The following is a 15,046-nucleotide window of genomic DNA, read 5'->3' on the forward strand; positions in this document are numbered from 1 at the left end:
CACCCCATGAAGAGCGCGGTCCGCCTCCCCGACGTCGGCCGCTTCCGGCCGCTCACGGCCCTGGCACTGGCCCTCACCCTCGTCGCGGGCGGCTTCGCCGCCTGGGCCGGCCAGGACTGGTACCGGGCGGCCCACGACGACCGGGCCGCGTACGCCGCCGAGCGGGACGCGGCGCTCTCCGCCGGGGAGCAGGCCGTGCAGAACCTCAACACGCTCGACCACCGCGAGCTGAAGCGCGGCCTCGACCTGTGGGCGTCGTCGACGACCGGCGAACTGCACGAACAACTGGCGGCGGGCCGCGACGAGTTCGCCACGCAGGTGAAGGAGGCCAGGACGGTGAGCACGGCGCGGGTGCTGTCCGGCGCCGTCACCGAACTCGACGACCGCGCCGGACGGGCCCGGGTGCTGGTCGCCCTGCGCGTCACCGTCGAGGCGGCCGACGGGGCGAAGACCGACAAGGACAGCCGCATGCTCGGCGAACTCACCCGGACCGACGGCCGGTGGAAGCTGAGCGCCCTCGGACAGGCACCCGTCGGCGGCACATCGACCGGCTGACCCGGTTCCGTACCGCGAAGCCGGCCGCAGCGAGGAGGACACCGCACCATGTCGACGACCCGTCACCACATCAACCGCCAGCGGCGCCGCCAGGCCCGCGAGACCCGGCCCGCCGCCCCCGCCGCCCCCGCCGCGGGCCTGGAGCGCACGCGCGGCGCCACGGCCGTCCTGGAGCCCACGAAGACCGCCGACATCGCCGCCACCGCCGACGCGCCCACGGTCGGCGACGAGCGGAAGCCCACCCGGGTCCGCCCGCGCCGCCGCCCCCCGGTCCTCGTGCTGCTCTGCGCGCTGACGGTGCTCCTCGGCGGCTTCGCGGGCTGGGCGCACGCGGAGGCCGAAGGGCTCAGGTCCGAGCCCGCGCGGAGCAACACCGCACTGACCGACCTCGCCCGCACCAGCGAGATCAAGGGACAGGTGACCAAGGCCGTCGACCGCCTCTTCTCCTACGACCACGCCGACCCCGGAGCCCTGGACAAGGCGGCGAAGGAGCTCCTGACCGGCAAGGCCGTCGGTCAGCACCGCGAGCTGCTCGCCGACGTCCGCGAGCGGGCCGACGCGCAGAAGGCGGTGCTCACCACGACCGTCACCGAGAGCGCGGTCGAACGCATCGACGGCGACCGGGCCCGGGTCCTCGTCTACGCCGACCAGAGCAGCGTCGCCACGCGTGGCGACAAGAGCGGCACCAAAGAGGCGGCAGGGGACGGGAACGCCGCGCAGGACGAGGGCGTGTACGCGGCGGCCATGCTCGCCGTCGACGTCGTACGCCGCGACGGACGCTGGCTGGTCTCCGCCCTCGACACCTTCGGCCGCTGACACCCCCCAATCCCCGACGGACCCGACAGGAGTGACGACCATGCCCGTACGCCGTGCCCGACGCCTGTATCGCGGGCGGACCCGCAAGGGACTGCGCACGACCGCCCTCGCGGTGGCGGCCATGGCGGCCCTCACCGCCTCCCAGGCCCCCGGCCTCACCGGGAACGCGAAGGACACCCACGCGGGACCGGCGGCCGACGACCCGGTCCTGCCGACGGCGGACACCCCCTTCGCGGAGCTCGCGCCCCCCGGCGACGGCTCGTACCACACCGAACTCCCGCCTTTGACGACGCGCGCCGGCGGCCCGGCGTCCCCCGCGCCCGCGCGGGCCGAGGTCCGCGCCCAGTCGGGCATTCCGGCCACCGTGCTGCGTGCCTATCGCGCCGCCGAGACGGCCGTCGGCCGGACGGACCCCGGCTGCCGGCTGCCCTGGGAACTGCTCGCGGCGATCGGCAAGGTCGAGTCCGGCCAGGCACGCGGCGGCGCGGTCGACCGGAACGGCACGACCCTGGGCCGTATCACCGGACCGCCCCTCGACGGGCGGGGCTTCGCCCTGATCCTGGACACCGACGGCGGCGCCCACGACGGCGACACGGTCTACGACCGGGCGGTGGGCCCGATGCAGTTCCTGCCCTCGACCTGGGCCCGCTGGGGCACGGACGGCAACGGCGACGGCCGCGCCGACCCGAACAACGTCTTCGACGCGGCGCTGGCGGCCGGGCACTACCTCTGCGCCGGCGACCGCGACCTGGGCCGGGGGGCCGACCTGGACCGGGCGGTCCTCAGCTACAACAACTCGCGCGCCTACCTCGAAACGGTGCGGTACTGGCTGGAGTTCTACCGCCGGGGAGTCCACACCGTCCCGGACGGCGAGGGCGTCGTACCGAAGAGCCCCGGCGCGGGCGGCGACACCCCGGCGACCGAGCCCGTCGACGGCGAGGGCGGCGGCGACGGCAGCGGCGGTGGCCACGGGGGCGGAGGCGCCGGCCACGGCGTGGACGACGGCGTCGTCATTGGCCCGGACCCGGCCACCACGCCGGACGGCAGCCCCGGGCCGTCCCCCTCCCCCTCCCGGCCCGTGCCGTCCACGGGCCCGGACCCGTCCTCCCCGCCGCTGCCCCCGACGAGCCAGGGCCCCACCACGCCACCGACCGGGACCCCCACCGAAAGCCCCACGGACCCCGTGGACCCCACACCGGACCCGACCGGCCCGAGCCCTTCGCCGACTGCCACGGACGACTGCTCCGGGGAGCCGGGAACCGCGACTCCCGGCCCCACGGCCTCCCCGACGGACGCACCCTGCCCGAGCCCGACAGCCACCTCCGCCGAGCGGGACGAGTAGGAGCCGCCGCGGGGGTCAGCCCGCCCGGCCCATCCCCGCCGCGTTCGGCCAGCCCGTCGCCGGGACCGACTCCAGGCCGTCGGTGCCCCGGACCTGGGCGGCCGTGAGCCCACCGCGGGCCGGGACGCCGGGCGGGGTCGGGCCGAAGGACGCCGGATACGCGGCGGCCGGCGGGGCCGCGGGCACGGGCGCCGGCACGGGCGTGGGCACGGGCTGCGGAACCGGAGCGGGCGCGGGCTGCTGCGGGACCGGTGCCGGGTGGGGGACCGGCACCGGTCCGGGGTACGGCGCCGGCTGGGGGACCGGCGCCGGGGGCGGCACGGCGGCCGCCGGAGCGGCGGGCACCGCGGCGGGCAGCGGTATGCCGGTGCCGGTGCCCGCGGCGGGAGCCGGAGCGGCGGCGGGCCCCGGGGCACCGGCACCGGCGGCCCGTGCGGTGATCGCGCGCATGCCGGAACCGTTGGTCTCGTACATCAGCCGGTCCACCGCCGCCGTGCCCGAGCTGTAGCCGGTCCCTGTGGCCGGCTCGGGCACGGCGGCTCCCCTCCCGGCCCCGTAGAGCACCTGTTCCAGGCCGGACACCAGGCGACGCACGTCGGCCTGGGGGCGCACCACGAGACGCAGGAAGCGGCTGGACGAACCGATCTTGTTGCCGCACTCACGGACCAGCACCCGGTGCTCGGTGAGCATGCGGTCCCGCACGGCGGTGCCCTCGGCACCCACGGGGAGGCGGACGAAGAGGAAGTTGCCCTGGGAGGGGTAGACGGTCAGGCCGGGCAGCGCGGACAGCTGCGCGGCCATCTCCAGGCGGTCGCGCCGCACCTGGTGCAGGCTCTGCGCGTACTCGGGGCCGTGGTCGCGCAGCATGAACACCACGTGCTCCGCGAAGGAGTTGAGGTTCCACTTGGGCAGCATGCTCCGCACCCGGCCCGCGAGCGCCGGGTTGGCGACCAGGTAGCCGAAGCGGACGCCGTGCAGGCCGAAGTTCTTGCCGAGGCTGCGCAGGACGACGACGTTGGGGCGCAGCATCGCCTCCTGGACCACGCTGGCGTCCGTCTCGGCGTCGGCGAACTCCAGGAACGACTCGTCGACCACCACCAGGTCCCGGTCGGCCATCGTGTCCATGAACTGCACCAGCGCCTGCTTGTGCTGATAGCCGCCGTCGGGGTTGTTCGGGTTGCAGACCACCACGGCCCGGGTGCCCCTGGCGCGGACGAACTCGGCGTACCGCGCGAGGTCGAGGGCGAAGCCGCCGGCCTCCTGGAGCGGGAACATGTCGACCCGTTTGCCGGTCTCCATGGGCTGGTCGGTCCAGCGGCCGAAGGTGGGGACGGGGACGGCGAGGGACTCCCGGACCAGCAGGTGGTCGATCCAGGTGATCAGCTCCGTGGAGCCGTTGCCCATCGCCACGCACTGCGGCGGGAGCTGGAGCAGACCGCACAGTTCGGCGGTGATGGTGTCGGCGCTGCTCGGGTAGTACGTGACGATGTCGCGCAGCCGGCCGGCCAGGTCCTCGAACATCGCCGGGGTGGGGAAGTACGGGTTGCAGGGGATGCAGAAGTCCACCGGTCCCGCGCCCGCCGCCGCGCCGCTCTCCCGCGTCAGCGCCGCCATCGACGGGCTGTGCGCCGCGGTGCTGCGGAACAACGAGGTGACGTTGCCGGACAAGTGGACCTCCGTAAGTGGGCGGCCCGTGCGGGGGACACGGGCCGCCCCTGTATACGGAGGCGGACGGGGCACCGTTCAACGCGTGTGAAGAAAATGTGTCCGCCCGCTGCCGTGGCCTGCCGCCTACGCGTCGAACGAGTGCACCGTCGAGGTCCGGTACGTCTCGCCGGGCCGCAGCACGGTCGACGGGAACGACGGGTGGTTCGGCGAGTCCGGGAAGTGCTGGGTCTCCAGGCACAGGGCGTCGCCCTGGCGGTAGAGGGAGCCGCCGGTGCCGGTCAGGGTGCCGTCGAGGAAGTTGCCCGAGTAGAACTGGAGCCCGGGCTGGTCGGTGGCGATGCGCAGGGTGCGCCCGGAGGCGTGCTCGCGCAGGGTGGCTATGTGCTCGGGGCGGTCGGTGATGCCCTTGTCGAGCACCCAGTTGTGGTCGAAGCCCTTGGCGGTGACCAGCTGCGGGTGGGCGTCCCGGATGTCGCGGCCGATCGGCTTGCCCCGGCGGAAGTCGAAGGGGGTGCTGGCCACCCGGGCCAGCTCGCCGGTGGGGATCAGGCCCGCGTCGGTGGGCGTGTAGCGGGAGGCGGCGATCGCCAGCTCGTGGTCCTCCACGGTGCCGCTGCCCTCGCCGGCCAGGTTCCAGTAGACGTGGCTGGTGAGGTTGACGACGGTGGCCCGGTCGGTGGTCGCCTCGTAGTCGACGCGCCAGTCGCCGCGCCGGGTGAGGGTGTACGTCACCTTCGCCCTGAGCGTGCCCGGGTAGCCCATCTCGCCGTCGACGCTGACGTAGTGGAGCACCAGACCGGTGTCGGAGCCCCGGGTGAACGGCTCGACGTCCCACACGCGGTAGTCGAAGCCGAGGGCGCCGCCGTGCAGGGAGTTCTCACCGTCGTTGACGGAGAGCTGGTACGTGGTGCCGTCCAGGGTGAAGCGGCCCTTGGCGATGCGGTTGCCGTACCGGCCGATGAGGGCGCCGAAGTGCGGGCTGCGGGCCACGTAGTCGTCGAGGTTGTCGAAACCCAGCGAGACGTTGGCGTAGCGGCCCCGGCGGTCCGGGACCTCCAGGGACTGCACGACGCCCCCGTAGGACAGCACCTTCATCCGCGTGCCGCCGTTCTCCAGCGACCAGCGGTACACCTTCGTCCCGTCGGCGAGCCTGCCGAAGAGTTCCTTCACCGGTTTCCTGCCTCCCGACGCGTACGCCGTGCCGCCGACCGCGGTGGCGGCCACGCCGGCCGCTGCCGCCGACGCGATGACCGTTCGTCTGCTCAGTTCCATGCGTGCGGCTCCTGTACTTCCGTGAGAAGAAGCGGGCCCCGCCGTGAGTGGCGGGGCCCGAGATCCGTTACGAACCGACCCTGCGCTTGTTCCACACGTCGAACCCGACCGCCGCCAGCAGCACCGCGCCCTTGATGACCTGCTGCCAGTCGGTGCCGATGCCGACGAGGTTCATGCCGTTGTTCAGCACGCCGAGGACCAGGCCGCCGATGATCGCGCCGAGGACCGTGCCGACGCCGCCGCTCATCGACGCGCCGCCGATGAACGAGGCGGCGATGGCCTCCAGTTCGAAGTTGAGGCCCGCCTTCGGCGAGGCCGCGTTGAAGCGGGCGGCGAAGACCAGCCCCGCCAGCGCGGCGAGCATGCCCATGTTCAGGAAGACCAGGAAGGTGACCTTCTTGTCCTTCACGCCCGACAGCTTGGCCGCGGGCAGGTTGCCGCCGATGGCGTAGATGTGGCGGCCGATGATCGCGTTGCGCATCAGGTAGCCGAAGCCGACCACCAGCACGCCCAGGATGAGCAGCACGATCGGCGCGCCCTTGTAGCTGGCCAGCAGCAGCGTGACCACGAGGATCGCGGCGACCAGCGCGACCAGCTTGAGCAGGAACAGCTTGGCCGGCGGCACGTCGAGGGAGAACTCCTGCTGCCGCTTGCGGTCGCGGACCTCCTGGTACACCACGAAGGCGATCAGGGCGAAGCCCAGCAGCAGGGTGAGGTTGTGGTAGTTGGTGTTCGGTCCCACCTCGGGCAGGAAGCCGTTGGCGATCTTCTGAAGGTCCTTCGGGAACGGGCCCAGGGTCTGGCCCTTGAGGAAGATCTCCGTCAGACCGCGGAAGAGCAGCATGCCCGCGAGGGTCACGATGAACGACGGTATGCCGAGATAGGCGATGAAGAACCCCTGCACGGAGCCGGCTGCGGCGCCGATGGCCAGGCACAGGATCACCGCCACCGGCCAGGGCAGGTCGTTCCTGACCATCAGGACGGCCGCCGTCGCGCCGACGAACGCGGTCAGTGAGCCCACCGACAGGTCGATGTGGCCCGCGATGATGACGAGCATCATGCCGATCGCGAGGATCAGGATGTAGCTGTTCTGCAGCACCAGGTTGGAGACGTTGCGCGGCAGCAGCAGGTCGCCGTCGGACCACACGGCGAACAGCACCACGATCAGGCCGAGGGCCATCAGCATGCCGTACTGGCGCATGTTGCGGCGCATGCCGTCGAGCATCAGCTGCAGCAGGCCGCCGCCGGAGGCCGGTCCCTTGCTGCCGGGCGGCGCCGGTGCGGGAGTCTTGGCGGTCAGGTCCGTACTCATCGGCTTACCTCTTCGCCCTTCAGGGTCTTCTGGTCCTGCTTGTCCTTCGTCATCTGCCGCATCAGCGCCTCCTGCGAGGCCTCGGCCCGCGAGAACTCACCCGTCAGCCGTCCCGCGGCCATCGTGTAGATGCGGTCGCACATGCCGAGCAGCTCCGGCAGTTCGGAGGAGATGAACACGACCGCCTTGCCCTCGGCCGCCAGGCGGTCGATGACCGTGTAGATCTCGTACTTGGCGCCCACGTCGATGCCGCGCGTGGGCTCGTCCAGGATCAGCACCTCGGGACCCGCGAAGATCCACTTGCTGAGGACGACCTTCTGCTGATTGCCGCCGGACAGCTTGCCGACCGGCTCGAAGACGGTCGGCGCCTTGATGTTCATCGACTTGCGGTAGTCCTCGGCGACCTGCTGCTCACCGTGCTCGTCGACCACGCCCCGCTTGGAGACCTTGCCCAGCGCGGTCAGCGAGATGTTCCGGTTGATGGTGTCGATGAGGTTGAGGCCGTAGTGCTTGCGGTCCTCGGTGACGTAGGCGATCCCGTGCTTGACCGCCTCCGGGACGGTCTTCGTACGGATTTCCCTGCCGTCCCTGAGGACCGTGCCGCCCGCGTGCCGGCCGTAGGTGCGGCCGAAGACGCTCATCGCCAGCTCGGTGCGGCCCGCGCCCATGAGCCCGGCGATGCCGACGATCTCGCCGCGCCGCACCTCGATCGAGACGTCGTCGACGACCTTGCGCTGCTGGTCGATGGGGTGGTGCACGGTCCAGTTGCGGATCTCCAGGGCCGGGGCCGTGCCCTCCTCGGGCTGGTGCGGGGTCCGGTCCGGGAAGCGGTTCTCCAGGTCGCGGCCGACCATGCCGCTGATGATCCGGTCCTCGGTCGTCTCCGCCGCCTTCACGTCGAGCGTCTCGATGGAGCGCCCGTCGCGGATGATGGTGACCGAGTCGGCGACCCGGCGGATCTCGTTCAGCTTGTGCGAGATGATGATCGAGGTCATGCCCTGTTCCTTCAACTGAAGGATCAGGTCGAGGAGTTTGCCGCTGTCCTCGTCGTTCAGCGCCGCCGTCGGCTCGTCGAGGATGAGCAGCTTCACCTTCTTCGAGAGCGCCTTGGCGATCTCCACCAGCTGCTGCTTGCCCACGCCGATGTCGGCGACGCGGGTCTCGGGGTGCTCGTCGAGACCGACCCGGCGCAGCAGTTCGGTGGCGTGCTTGAGGGTGTCGTTCCAGTTGATCAGTCCACGCTTGGCGTGCTCGTTGCCGAGGAAGATGTTCTCCGCGATGGAGAGGTACGGCACCAGCGCCAGCTCCTGGTGGATGATCACGATGCCGTGCTGTTCGCTCGCCCGGATGTCCCTGAACCGGCAGGTCTCGCCCTCGAAGAGGACGTCCCCCTCGTAACTGCCGTGCGGGTGGACTCCGGAGAGCACCTTCATCAGGGTCGACTTGCCGGCGCCGTTCTCCCCGCAGATGGCGTGGACCTCGCCCTGGCGGACGGTCAGCGTGACGTCCGACAGCGCTTTGACACCGGGAAAGGTCTTGACGATCGAGCGCATTTCCAGGACGGGTCCCGCCATGGTCGTGCCTTCCAATCCTTGGTGGGGCCCGGTTAGTTGAGCTGGTCCGCGGAGTAGTAGCCGCCGTCGACGAGGACCTTCTCCCAGTTGCTCTTGTCGACGCTGACCGGCTGGAGCAGGTAGGCGGGGACGACCTTGGCGCCGTTGTCGTACGACTTGGTGTCGTTGACCTCGGGCTTCTTGTCGTCCAGGACCGCGTCGACCATGTTCGCGGCGACCTTGGCCAGTTCGCGCAGGTCCTTGAAGACGGTCTGGGTCTGCTGGCCCGCCTTGATCGACTTCACCGAGGCGATCTCGGCGTCCTGGCCGGTGACGACGGGCATCGGCTTGCTGCCGGAGCCGTAGCCGTCCGACTTCAGGGCGGACAGGATGCCGATGGAGATGCCGTCGTACGGCGAGAGCACCGCGTCGACCCGGGCGCTGCGGTAGCTGGAGGTGAGCAGGTCGTCCATGCGCTTCTGGGCGGTGCCGCCGTCCCAGCGCAGGGTGGTGACCTGGTTGAGGTCGGTCTGCTTGGAGCGGACGACCAGCTGGCCCTTGTCCATGTAGGGCTTCAGGACCTTCATCGCGCCGTTGAAGAAGTACCGGGTGTTGTTGTCGTCGTTGGAGCCGGCGAACAGCTCGATGTTGAAGGGGCCCTTCTTGCCCGCCTTCAGCCCGAGCTTGTCGACGATGTAGCCGCCCTGAAGCTCGCCGACCTTCTCGTTGTCGAACGAGGCGTAGTAGTCGACGTTTTCGGTGCCGAGGATCAGCCGGTCGTAGGAGATGACCGGGATGTCGGCGTCCTTGGCCTGCTGCATGACGTTGCCGAGGGACTTGTTGTCGATCGCGGCCACGATCAGCGCGTCCACACCCTGCGTGATCATGTTCTCGATCTGCGAGACCTGCTGGTCCGGGTCGTCCTCGCCGTAGACGAGTTTGGTCTCGAACCCCTTCGCCTTCAGCTCCTTCTCGACGTTCGCGCCGTCGGTGATCCAGCGCTCGGAGGACTTGGTCGGCATCGCGATGCCGACGGTGGCGCCGTCGCTGCCCCCCTTGTCCTCCTCGCTGCCGCCCTCGCTGTTCTGGCCGCAGGCGGTCAGGGTGAGGGCGAGCGAGGCGGCGGAGGCTATCGCGGCGAGTGCGGCTCTGCGGTTGCGCATGGTCATCATCCTTGAGGTGAGGGCTGTGTCGGCGACGCAGGTGTGTGGGATTGTGCGCGGTCGTGTCGTCTTTTGTGAAGGGATTTTCCGGAACGTTATGACGAGATCTCGAACCGGTTGAGCGCCCCCGGAAGCCGGGTGCCGAGCGGTGCCATCTCCCCGTCCGCGCGGTGCCGGGCGAGCAGGTCGAGGGCGAGCCGGCCGCGCCGCACCCGCTCCTTGGCGGTGGCCAGCGTCAGTTCCCGCAGGTGGTGCCCGTACGGATAGATCCCGGGTGCCTTTGAGAGGCCGAACTTCAGATACAGGGGTGCGCCGCGCCGGATGAGTTCGGCGACCTCGTACATGCGCACATAGCCGCCGAGGTCGTCGGGAGCCTCGATGTACATGTCCATCGGCGCGGCCGAAACCCGCCGTATTTCGGTCAGGTGATCCGGTGTCAGGTCGCTGGGCACGTTGATGGAGTCGGCGCCGAGCCGCTCGTAGACCGCGTACGAGGCCGGGTTGACCGGTCCGACGAGGGCCGAGAGCTTCAGCGTGGTGTCGGCGGGCAGGAGGCCGGAGGTGCGAGCCCGGTGCAGCGTCCACAGCACGCCCTCGTCGGCGACGAGCAGGCACTTGACGCCCAACTCGGCCGCGCGCACGGCGTCTTCGACGCAGCCGGCGACCGCGGCGTGCCCGCGCGCCCGCAGGCCCGCGCCGCCCGAGTCGGTCCGGGTGGAGCCGCCGATGTCCCAGGTGCCGCGCGGACCGGTGAACAGGCAGAGTTCGATGTCGCGTTCGGCGGTGGCCTCGACCATCTCGGTGATCTCGGCGTCGGTCAGCATCCACACGCCGCTGCCCTGGCTGATCCGGTGGATCGGCACGTCGAGGCGCGAGGACTCCTTGAGCACCACCCCCAGCGCCTCCGGCCCCTCGCAGGACGGGATCTCGGTGCGCCAGCGGCCGCCGCCCGGGAACGAGTGCGGCGAAGCGTCGGCGGGGTCGGGGTCGGGCGCGGCCAGGCCGAGGGCGGCGAGGGCCTGCTCACCGGGCCTGCGTGCGGCGGCCGGGGCGGAAGGGTCGGTCACAAGCTGTCCTTAGTGTTCGGTATGTCGGACGAAGTTCGCGGCGGCGGGCGTGCGGGGCCGCGGGTGCCGGCCGCGTCCGTCCGCGCCGGTCGCCCGGGTGCGAGTCGTCCGTCCGGTGGGGGTACGCCGGTGCGGAGGCCGTCAGGTCGCCCCCGCACCGGCGTACGGTTCAGGGGAGGGCGTCGGGGTGCAGCAGCACCTTTCCGACCTTCGGGTCGCCGGATCCCACCAGCTCGATGGCCCGGGAGAACTCCGCGAGCGGCAGCTCGTGCGTCACCAGCGGCCGCGGATCGAGCAGACCGGCGGCGAAGACCCGCACCGTGTGCGCCCAGGCGTCCGGCGGCGCCCCGAAGACGCTGTGCACCTCCAGCTGCCGTACGACCAGGTCGGTCGGGTCGAGGCCGTCGGCGCCCGGGGCCGGGATGCCGGTCAGCACCAGCCGGCCGCCCCTGCGCAGCAGCGCGGCGGCGGTGCGGGCGGCGTCCGCGGACCCGGCGGTCTCGATCACGACGTCGAAGTCGTCCGGGAGCGGCCGGTCCTTGGTCCGGAAGTCGGTCGCGCCGAACTGCCGCGACAGCGCCTCCCGGTCCCCGCGCGTGCCGACGACCAGCAGCTCGGCGGGGGAGGCGGCGCGCAGGAACTGCACGGCGAACATGCCGAGCGTGCCCGTGCCGACGACGGCGACCCGCTCGCCGGGCCGGGCGTTCGCCTTCAGCGCGGCGGCGGCGATGCAGGCCGCGGGCTCCAGCAGGGCGGCCGCGGTGAGATCGGCGTCGTCGGGCAGGGTGTGCAGCAGCCGGGCGGGCAGGGTCAGCGTCGGCGCCATGGCACCCGGCCGGGTGAACCCGGTCTCCTCGTAGCCGGCCGTGCACAGCGTCGTCTCGCCCGCGTGGCAGCGGTCGCACACCTGGCAGTTGCGGAAGCCCTCGCCCACGACCTTCCGGCCGACGAGCGACGCGGGTGCCCCGGTGCTGACCCGCTCCACCGTCCCGGACCACTCGTGTCCGGGGGTGAGCGGGTAACGCACGTACCCCTCGGGCCGGTTGCCCTGGTAGACCTCGCGGTCGCTGCCGCAGATCCCGGCGGCGTGCACCCGCACCAGCGCCTCGCCGGGCCCCGGTTCGCGCGGCTCGTGCGGCACGAGCCGGTGCACCCCTGGCGCCTCGACGAGGACCGCGCCGCTCATGCCCCGGCCTCCTTGGGGGAGCGCTTCTCCCAGCCCTCGGCCCACAGGTCGAACCGCGCCTGCTGCTGCGGGAACTCGGCCGCCGCGTCGGTGTCCAGCTCGACGCCGAGACCGGGTGCGTCGGAGAGGTGGAAGCACCCGTCCTCCGGGTCCACCCGGGGGGCGCCCTTGACGACCTGCTTGATCTCCGCGTCCGCGAAGTCGTTGAAGTGCTCCAGGATCTTGAAGTTCGGGGAGGTGAACCCGACCTGGAGGCTCGCGGCGGTGAGCACGGGCCCGCCGACGTTGTGCGGGGCGACCAGGGTGTAGTGGGTCTCGGCGGTCGCGGCCAGCTTCCGGGTCTCCCAGATGCCGCCGATGTGGCCGACGTCGGGCTGGATGACGTCCACCGACTGGTCCTCGAACAGCTCGCGGAACTCGATCCGGTCGTGGATGCGCTCCCCCGTGGCGACCGGGATGTCGACCTTGTCGGCGACCTTCCTCAGTGCCTTGAGGTTCTCCGGCGGGACCGGCTCCTCCAGCCAGGCCGGCCTGAACGGCGCCAGTTCGCGCGCGAGCCGGACGGCGGTGGAGGGCGAGAACCGGCCGTGCATCTCCAGCATCAGCTCGGCGTCGGGACCGATGGCGTCCCGCACGGCCTCGATCAGCGACACCGCGTAGTTCGTCTGCTCCTGGTCCAGTTCGAAGTGCCCGGTGCCGAACGGGTCGATCTTCAGCGCCCGGTACCCGCGCTCCATGACCCCCTGCGCGGCCTTGTGGTACGCCTCCGGGGTCCGCTCGGTGGTGTACCACCCGTTGGCGTAGGCCTTGACCTTGTCGGTGACCTTCCCGCCCAGCAGCTGCCACACCGGGACACCGAGCGCCTTGCCCTTGATGTCCCAGCACGCCATCTCGACGACCGCGATGCCGGACATCACGATCTCGCCCGCGCGGCCGTAGTCGCCGTACTTCATGCGGCGGACCAGATCCTCGACAGCGAACGGGTCGGAACCGAGAATGTGGTTGGCCTCGGCCTCCTTCAGGTAGCCGAGGAGAGCGTCGGTGTGCCCCAGCATCCGGGTCTCGCCGACTCCGGTGAGGCCCTCGTCGGTGTGCACCTGGACGTAGGTCAGGTTGCGCCACGGCGTCCCGACCACGTGTGTGCTGATTCCGGTGATGCGCACGGCGGCTGCCCTTCGCTGTGTTCGATATTTCGTCACTCGTTCGAAATGCTGGCGTGACAGTAAGGACGGGGTGCGCGGGGTGTCAATGGGTCGGACACATAACGGTTTCGGCAGTTTCGGATCGGGGGAAGAAACGAGGTCGCGTGCTTCCCCACACAACATTCACAGTGGCCTCTAGGAACGCGCCCGTCCCGGAACTTAACCTTCCCGCGTCATGGACTACTGCCACCCGTGCCGACGGCACCTCAACGGCGCCCTCGCCTGCCCGGGGTGCGGCACGCCCGCCCAGGAACTCCACGCCTCCGGCGCCCACCTGACGGGGGGTGAGGAAGCCCCGAGGTCCGCCGGTGAAGCGGTGACGGCCGACGAAGGGCCCCGGGAAGGCGCGGTGAACGGCCCCGACGAGGGCTACGACGAGGACCCCGGCGACGCCACGCCGTCCGGCGCCCGCTCCAGCCGCCGCGACCGCAAGGCCGCCGCACACCGCAGGCGCCGCCGCCGGACCCTGCTCGTCACCGCGGGCTTCGTCCTGGCCGCCGGGGGACTGAGCCTCGCCGAACTCGGCATGGACGCCCCGCACTCCCCCCGGAAGCCGGCCGCGGCGGGCGGCGAGACGACGGACGGCGGGGCCACCCGCGAGGTGGGGGAGGCGTCGGTGATCCCGGCCGACGACACCTCGCGCACGACCCCGGCCCAGGGCTCGCCGTCCACGTCGGCATCGGCGTCGACAACGGTGTCGGCGTCCCCCTCGGAGTCCCCGGAGGCGGAGGAGTCCGGGACGGCGAGCGAGTCCGGCGCGCCCGGCGCTTCCCGCGCACCGGTCCCGACCGCCACCCGGCCGCCCTCGGACCTGGACCCGTCGTCCACGGAGCCGAACGACGACCCGCCTCCGACGGCGTCCCCCACCCCGCCGGACTCCCCGGACCCGACCCCGACGGAAACCTGCGACCGCTTCCTGTGGTGGTGCACGTAGGTCACGTTGCCGCCGCGGCGTCCATGGCGGCGGTGACGAAGGAAGCCACGAGACGGCGGCGGTCGTCCCGCATCCGGGCGAGGACGAGTCCGCTGCGGGGGGCTTCGGCGACCCCGGGCCCATGCCGGGCCTCGGGCGCTCCGGTCCAGCCCACGCCTTTCCAGCGGGGGGGGGGCTCCCGGGCGAGGTCGGAGAGAGTGACCTCGGTGCGTGAGGCGAGGCGGTGGCCGGGCGGCAGGATCGCAACACGGCCCTCGACCGCCAGGGCTTCGGGGTTCAGGCCGGTCGGATCGTCGAACGGGGAGTCGAGGCCCTGAACGCGGTCCTCACCATGCCCGGGGCGGTCGCACTGATCAGGCGGTGGCAGGGCCGCCACCCGTACAAGGCGGTCTGGGTCAACCACAGGCCGCTGCCCTGACCGTCGCGGAGCCGCCGCGGGCGGGGCACCTCCACGGGTTGCCATACGGGTCCGCCGTGCCGTGAGGTCAGCCCTCCGGCGGGCTCTCCCCGACCATCAGCCGCAGCGCGTCCCGCAGGGCCACCCGCTCCCCCTCCGAGAGCCCCGCCAGCGGCTCCCGGGCGAATCGCAGCGACTCCCGCAGCCCCCGCGCCACCCGGCGCCCCTCCTCCGTCGCCGCCGCGACCTTCACCCGCCGGTCGCCGGGGTCGGGGCGCCGCTCCACCAGCCCCCGCGCCTCCAGCCGGTCCACGATCCCCGTGACGTTCGACGGCTCGCACTTCAGCTTGTGGGCCAGCTTCCGCATCGGCAGCGGCTCCAGGGACAGCAGGCTGAGCAGCTTGGCCTGCGCCCCGGTCAGGGCACGCTCCGCCGCCGCCTCCTCGTAGTCCGCGTGGAACCGGGCCACGACCTCGCCGATCAGCTCGACGACTTCGAGGGTGAGAGCGTCGGGTCGGCGGGGGGTGTCGCGTGGTGTGGCCATGGAATCCAGGGTACCCATTTGTTTGACAACCTGAA

15 protein-coding genes are annotated in these 15,046 nt (G+C 71.8%); 5 read left to right on the forward strand and 10 right to left on the reverse strand.

Annotated features, from left to right (window positions below; genetic code table 11):
- Positions 1-6 precede the first annotated feature (6 nt).
- The 3 genes from Sco07f_RS03040 to Sco07f_RS03050 are packed head-to-tail and all read left to right on the forward strand — an operon-like array spanning position 7 to position 2,713.
- Positions 7-555, forward strand: a complete 549-nt coding sequence (locus tag Sco07f_RS03040) for an Rv1363c family protein (protein WP_108986853.1) — start codon at positions 7-9, stop codon at positions 553-555.
- 48 nt (positions 556-603) lie between these two features.
- On the forward strand, positions 604-1,371 hold the full coding sequence (locus tag Sco07f_RS03045) for a hypothetical protein (protein WP_108986854.1): 768 nt from the start codon (positions 604-606) through the stop codon (positions 1,369-1,371).
- 40 nt (positions 1,372-1,411) lie between these two features.
- Positions 1,412-2,713, forward strand: a complete 1,302-nt coding sequence (locus Sco07f_RS03050) for a lytic transglycosylase domain-containing protein (protein WP_108986855.1) — start codon at positions 1,412-1,414, stop codon at positions 2,711-2,713.
- A 15-nt stretch (positions 2,714-2,728) separates the two neighbouring features.
- On the opposite strand, the gene Sco07f_RS03055 is transcribed toward Sco07f_RS03050, so the two are convergent.
- The 8 genes from Sco07f_RS03055 to Sco07f_RS03090 form a co-directional block, all read right to left on the reverse strand.
- Positions 2,729-4,381: a pyridoxal phosphate-dependent aminotransferase gene (locus Sco07f_RS03055; RefSeq protein WP_108986856.1), complete on the reverse strand. Its 1,653-nt coding sequence runs from the start codon at positions 4,379-4,381 to the stop codon at positions 2,729-2,731.
- 123 nt (positions 4,382-4,504) lie between these two features.
- Complete coding sequence (locus Sco07f_RS03060) at positions 4,505-5,653, reverse strand: aldose epimerase family protein (RefSeq protein ID WP_167467999.1); 1,149 nt, start codon at positions 5,651-5,653, stop codon at positions 4,505-4,507.
- A gap of 67 nt (positions 5,654-5,720) precedes the next feature.
- On the reverse strand, positions 5,721-6,965 hold the full coding sequence (mmsB, locus tag Sco07f_RS03065) for a multiple monosaccharide ABC transporter permease (protein WP_007449260.1): 1,245 nt from the start codon (positions 6,963-6,965) through the stop codon (positions 5,721-5,723).
- Positions 6,962-8,539 (reverse strand): multiple monosaccharide ABC transporter ATP-binding protein, encoded by a 1,578-nt coding sequence (gene mmsA, locus Sco07f_RS03070; RefSeq protein ID WP_007449257.1) that lies wholly within the window; start codon positions 8,537-8,539, stop codon positions 6,962-6,964. Before mmsA ends, mmsB begins: the two co-directional genes overlap by 4 nt.
- A 32-nt stretch (positions 8,540-8,571) precedes the next feature.
- A complete protein-coding gene (chvE, locus tag Sco07f_RS03075; RefSeq protein WP_108986857.1) occupies positions 8,572-9,681 on the reverse strand; it encodes a multiple monosaccharide ABC transporter substrate-binding protein in 1,110 nt (369 codons plus the stop codon).
- Between the two features lie 95 nt (positions 9,682-9,776).
- Positions 9,777-10,748: a hypothetical protein gene (locus Sco07f_RS03080; RefSeq protein ID WP_007449253.1), complete on the reverse strand. Its 972-nt coding sequence runs from the start codon at positions 10,746-10,748 to the stop codon at positions 9,777-9,779.
- Positions 10,749-10,917: 169 nt separating this feature from the next.
- On the reverse strand, positions 10,918-11,934 hold the full coding sequence (locus tag Sco07f_RS03085; protein ID WP_108986858.1) for a zinc-dependent alcohol dehydrogenase: 1,017 nt from the start codon (positions 11,932-11,934) through the stop codon (positions 10,918-10,920).
- Positions 11,931-13,097, reverse strand: a complete 1,167-nt coding sequence (locus Sco07f_RS03090) for a mandelate racemase/muconate lactonizing enzyme family protein (RefSeq protein ID WP_108986859.1) — start codon at positions 13,095-13,097, stop codon at positions 11,931-11,933. Before Sco07f_RS03090 ends, Sco07f_RS03085 begins: the two co-directional genes overlap by 4 nt.
- A 214-nt stretch (positions 13,098-13,311) precedes the next feature.
- Between Sco07f_RS03090 and Sco07f_RS03100 the strand changes: the two genes are divergently transcribed.
- On the forward strand, positions 13,312-14,070 hold the full coding sequence (locus Sco07f_RS03100) for an SCO2400 family protein (protein WP_167467972.1): 759 nt from the start codon (positions 13,312-13,314) through the stop codon (positions 14,068-14,070).
- Between the two features lies 1 nt (position 14,071).
- Here the strand turns inward: Sco07f_RS03100 and Sco07f_RS40465 are convergent, their stop codons facing one another.
- Positions 14,072-14,224, reverse strand: coding sequence for a hypothetical protein (locus tag Sco07f_RS40465; RefSeq protein WP_244941976.1), 153 nt, complete (start codon positions 14,222-14,224; stop codon positions 14,072-14,074).
- Between the two features lie 69 nt (positions 14,225-14,293).
- Here Sco07f_RS40465 and Sco07f_RS03110 point away from each other — a divergent pair, with 69 nt between their 5' ends.
- Positions 14,294-14,488 carry a hypothetical protein gene (locus tag Sco07f_RS03110; protein WP_108986862.1) on the forward strand — a complete coding sequence of 65 codons (195 nt, stop codon included), beginning with the start codon at positions 14,294-14,296 and terminating at the stop codon, positions 14,486-14,488.
- A gap of 67 nt (positions 14,489-14,555) precedes the next feature.
- Here Sco07f_RS03110 and Sco07f_RS03115 read toward each other — a convergent pair whose 3' ends face one another.
- Positions 14,556-15,011: a MarR family winged helix-turn-helix transcriptional regulator gene (locus Sco07f_RS03115; protein ID WP_054100720.1), complete on the reverse strand. Its 456-nt coding sequence runs from the start codon at positions 15,009-15,011 to the stop codon at positions 14,556-14,558.
- Positions 15,012-15,046: the final 35 nt, after the last annotated feature.

The sequence above is a fragment of the Streptomyces coelicoflavus genome (genome assembly GCF_003112555.1).
Taxonomy (GTDB): Bacteria; Actinomycetota; Actinomycetes; order Streptomycetales; family Streptomycetaceae; genus Streptomyces; species Streptomyces coelicoflavus.

Excerpts from the sequence above, each read along its gene's own strand:
- Sco07f_RS03060 (WP_167467999.1), bottom strand. The coding sequence starts at position 5,653 with ATGGAACTGAGCAGACGAACGGTCATCGCGTCGGCGGCAGCGGCCGGC.
- Sco07f_RS03115 (WP_054100720.1), bottom strand. The coding sequence starts at position 15,011 with ATGGCCACACCACGCGACACCCCCCGCCGACCCGACGCTCTCACCCTC.
- Sco07f_RS03085 (WP_108986858.1), bottom strand. The coding sequence starts at position 11,934 with ATGAGCGGCGCGGTCCTCGTCGAGGCGCCAGGGGTGCACCGGCTCGTG.
- Sco07f_RS03100 (WP_167467972.1), top strand. The coding sequence starts at position 13,312 with ATGGACTACTGCCACCCGTGCCGACGGCACCTCAACGGCGCCCTCGCC.
- mmsA (WP_007449257.1), bottom strand. The coding sequence starts at position 8,539 with ATGGCGGGACCCGTCCTGGAAATGCGCTCGATCGTCAAGACCTTTCCC.
- chvE (WP_108986857.1), bottom strand. The coding sequence starts at position 9,681 with ATGCGCAACCGCAGAGCCGCACTCGCCGCGATAGCCTCCGCCGCCTCG.
- Sco07f_RS03045 (WP_108986854.1), top strand. The coding sequence starts at position 604 with ATGTCGACGACCCGTCACCACATCAACCGCCAGCGGCGCCGCCAGGCC.
- mmsB (WP_007449260.1), bottom strand. The coding sequence starts at position 6,965 with ATGAGTACGGACCTGACCGCCAAGACTCCCGCACCGGCGCCGCCCGGC.
- Sco07f_RS03050 (WP_108986855.1), top strand. The coding sequence starts at position 1,412 with ATGCCCGTACGCCGTGCCCGACGCCTGTATCGCGGGCGGACCCGCAAG.
- Sco07f_RS03040 (WP_108986853.1), top strand. The coding sequence starts at position 7 with ATGAAGAGCGCGGTCCGCCTCCCCGACGTCGGCCGCTTCCGGCCGCTC.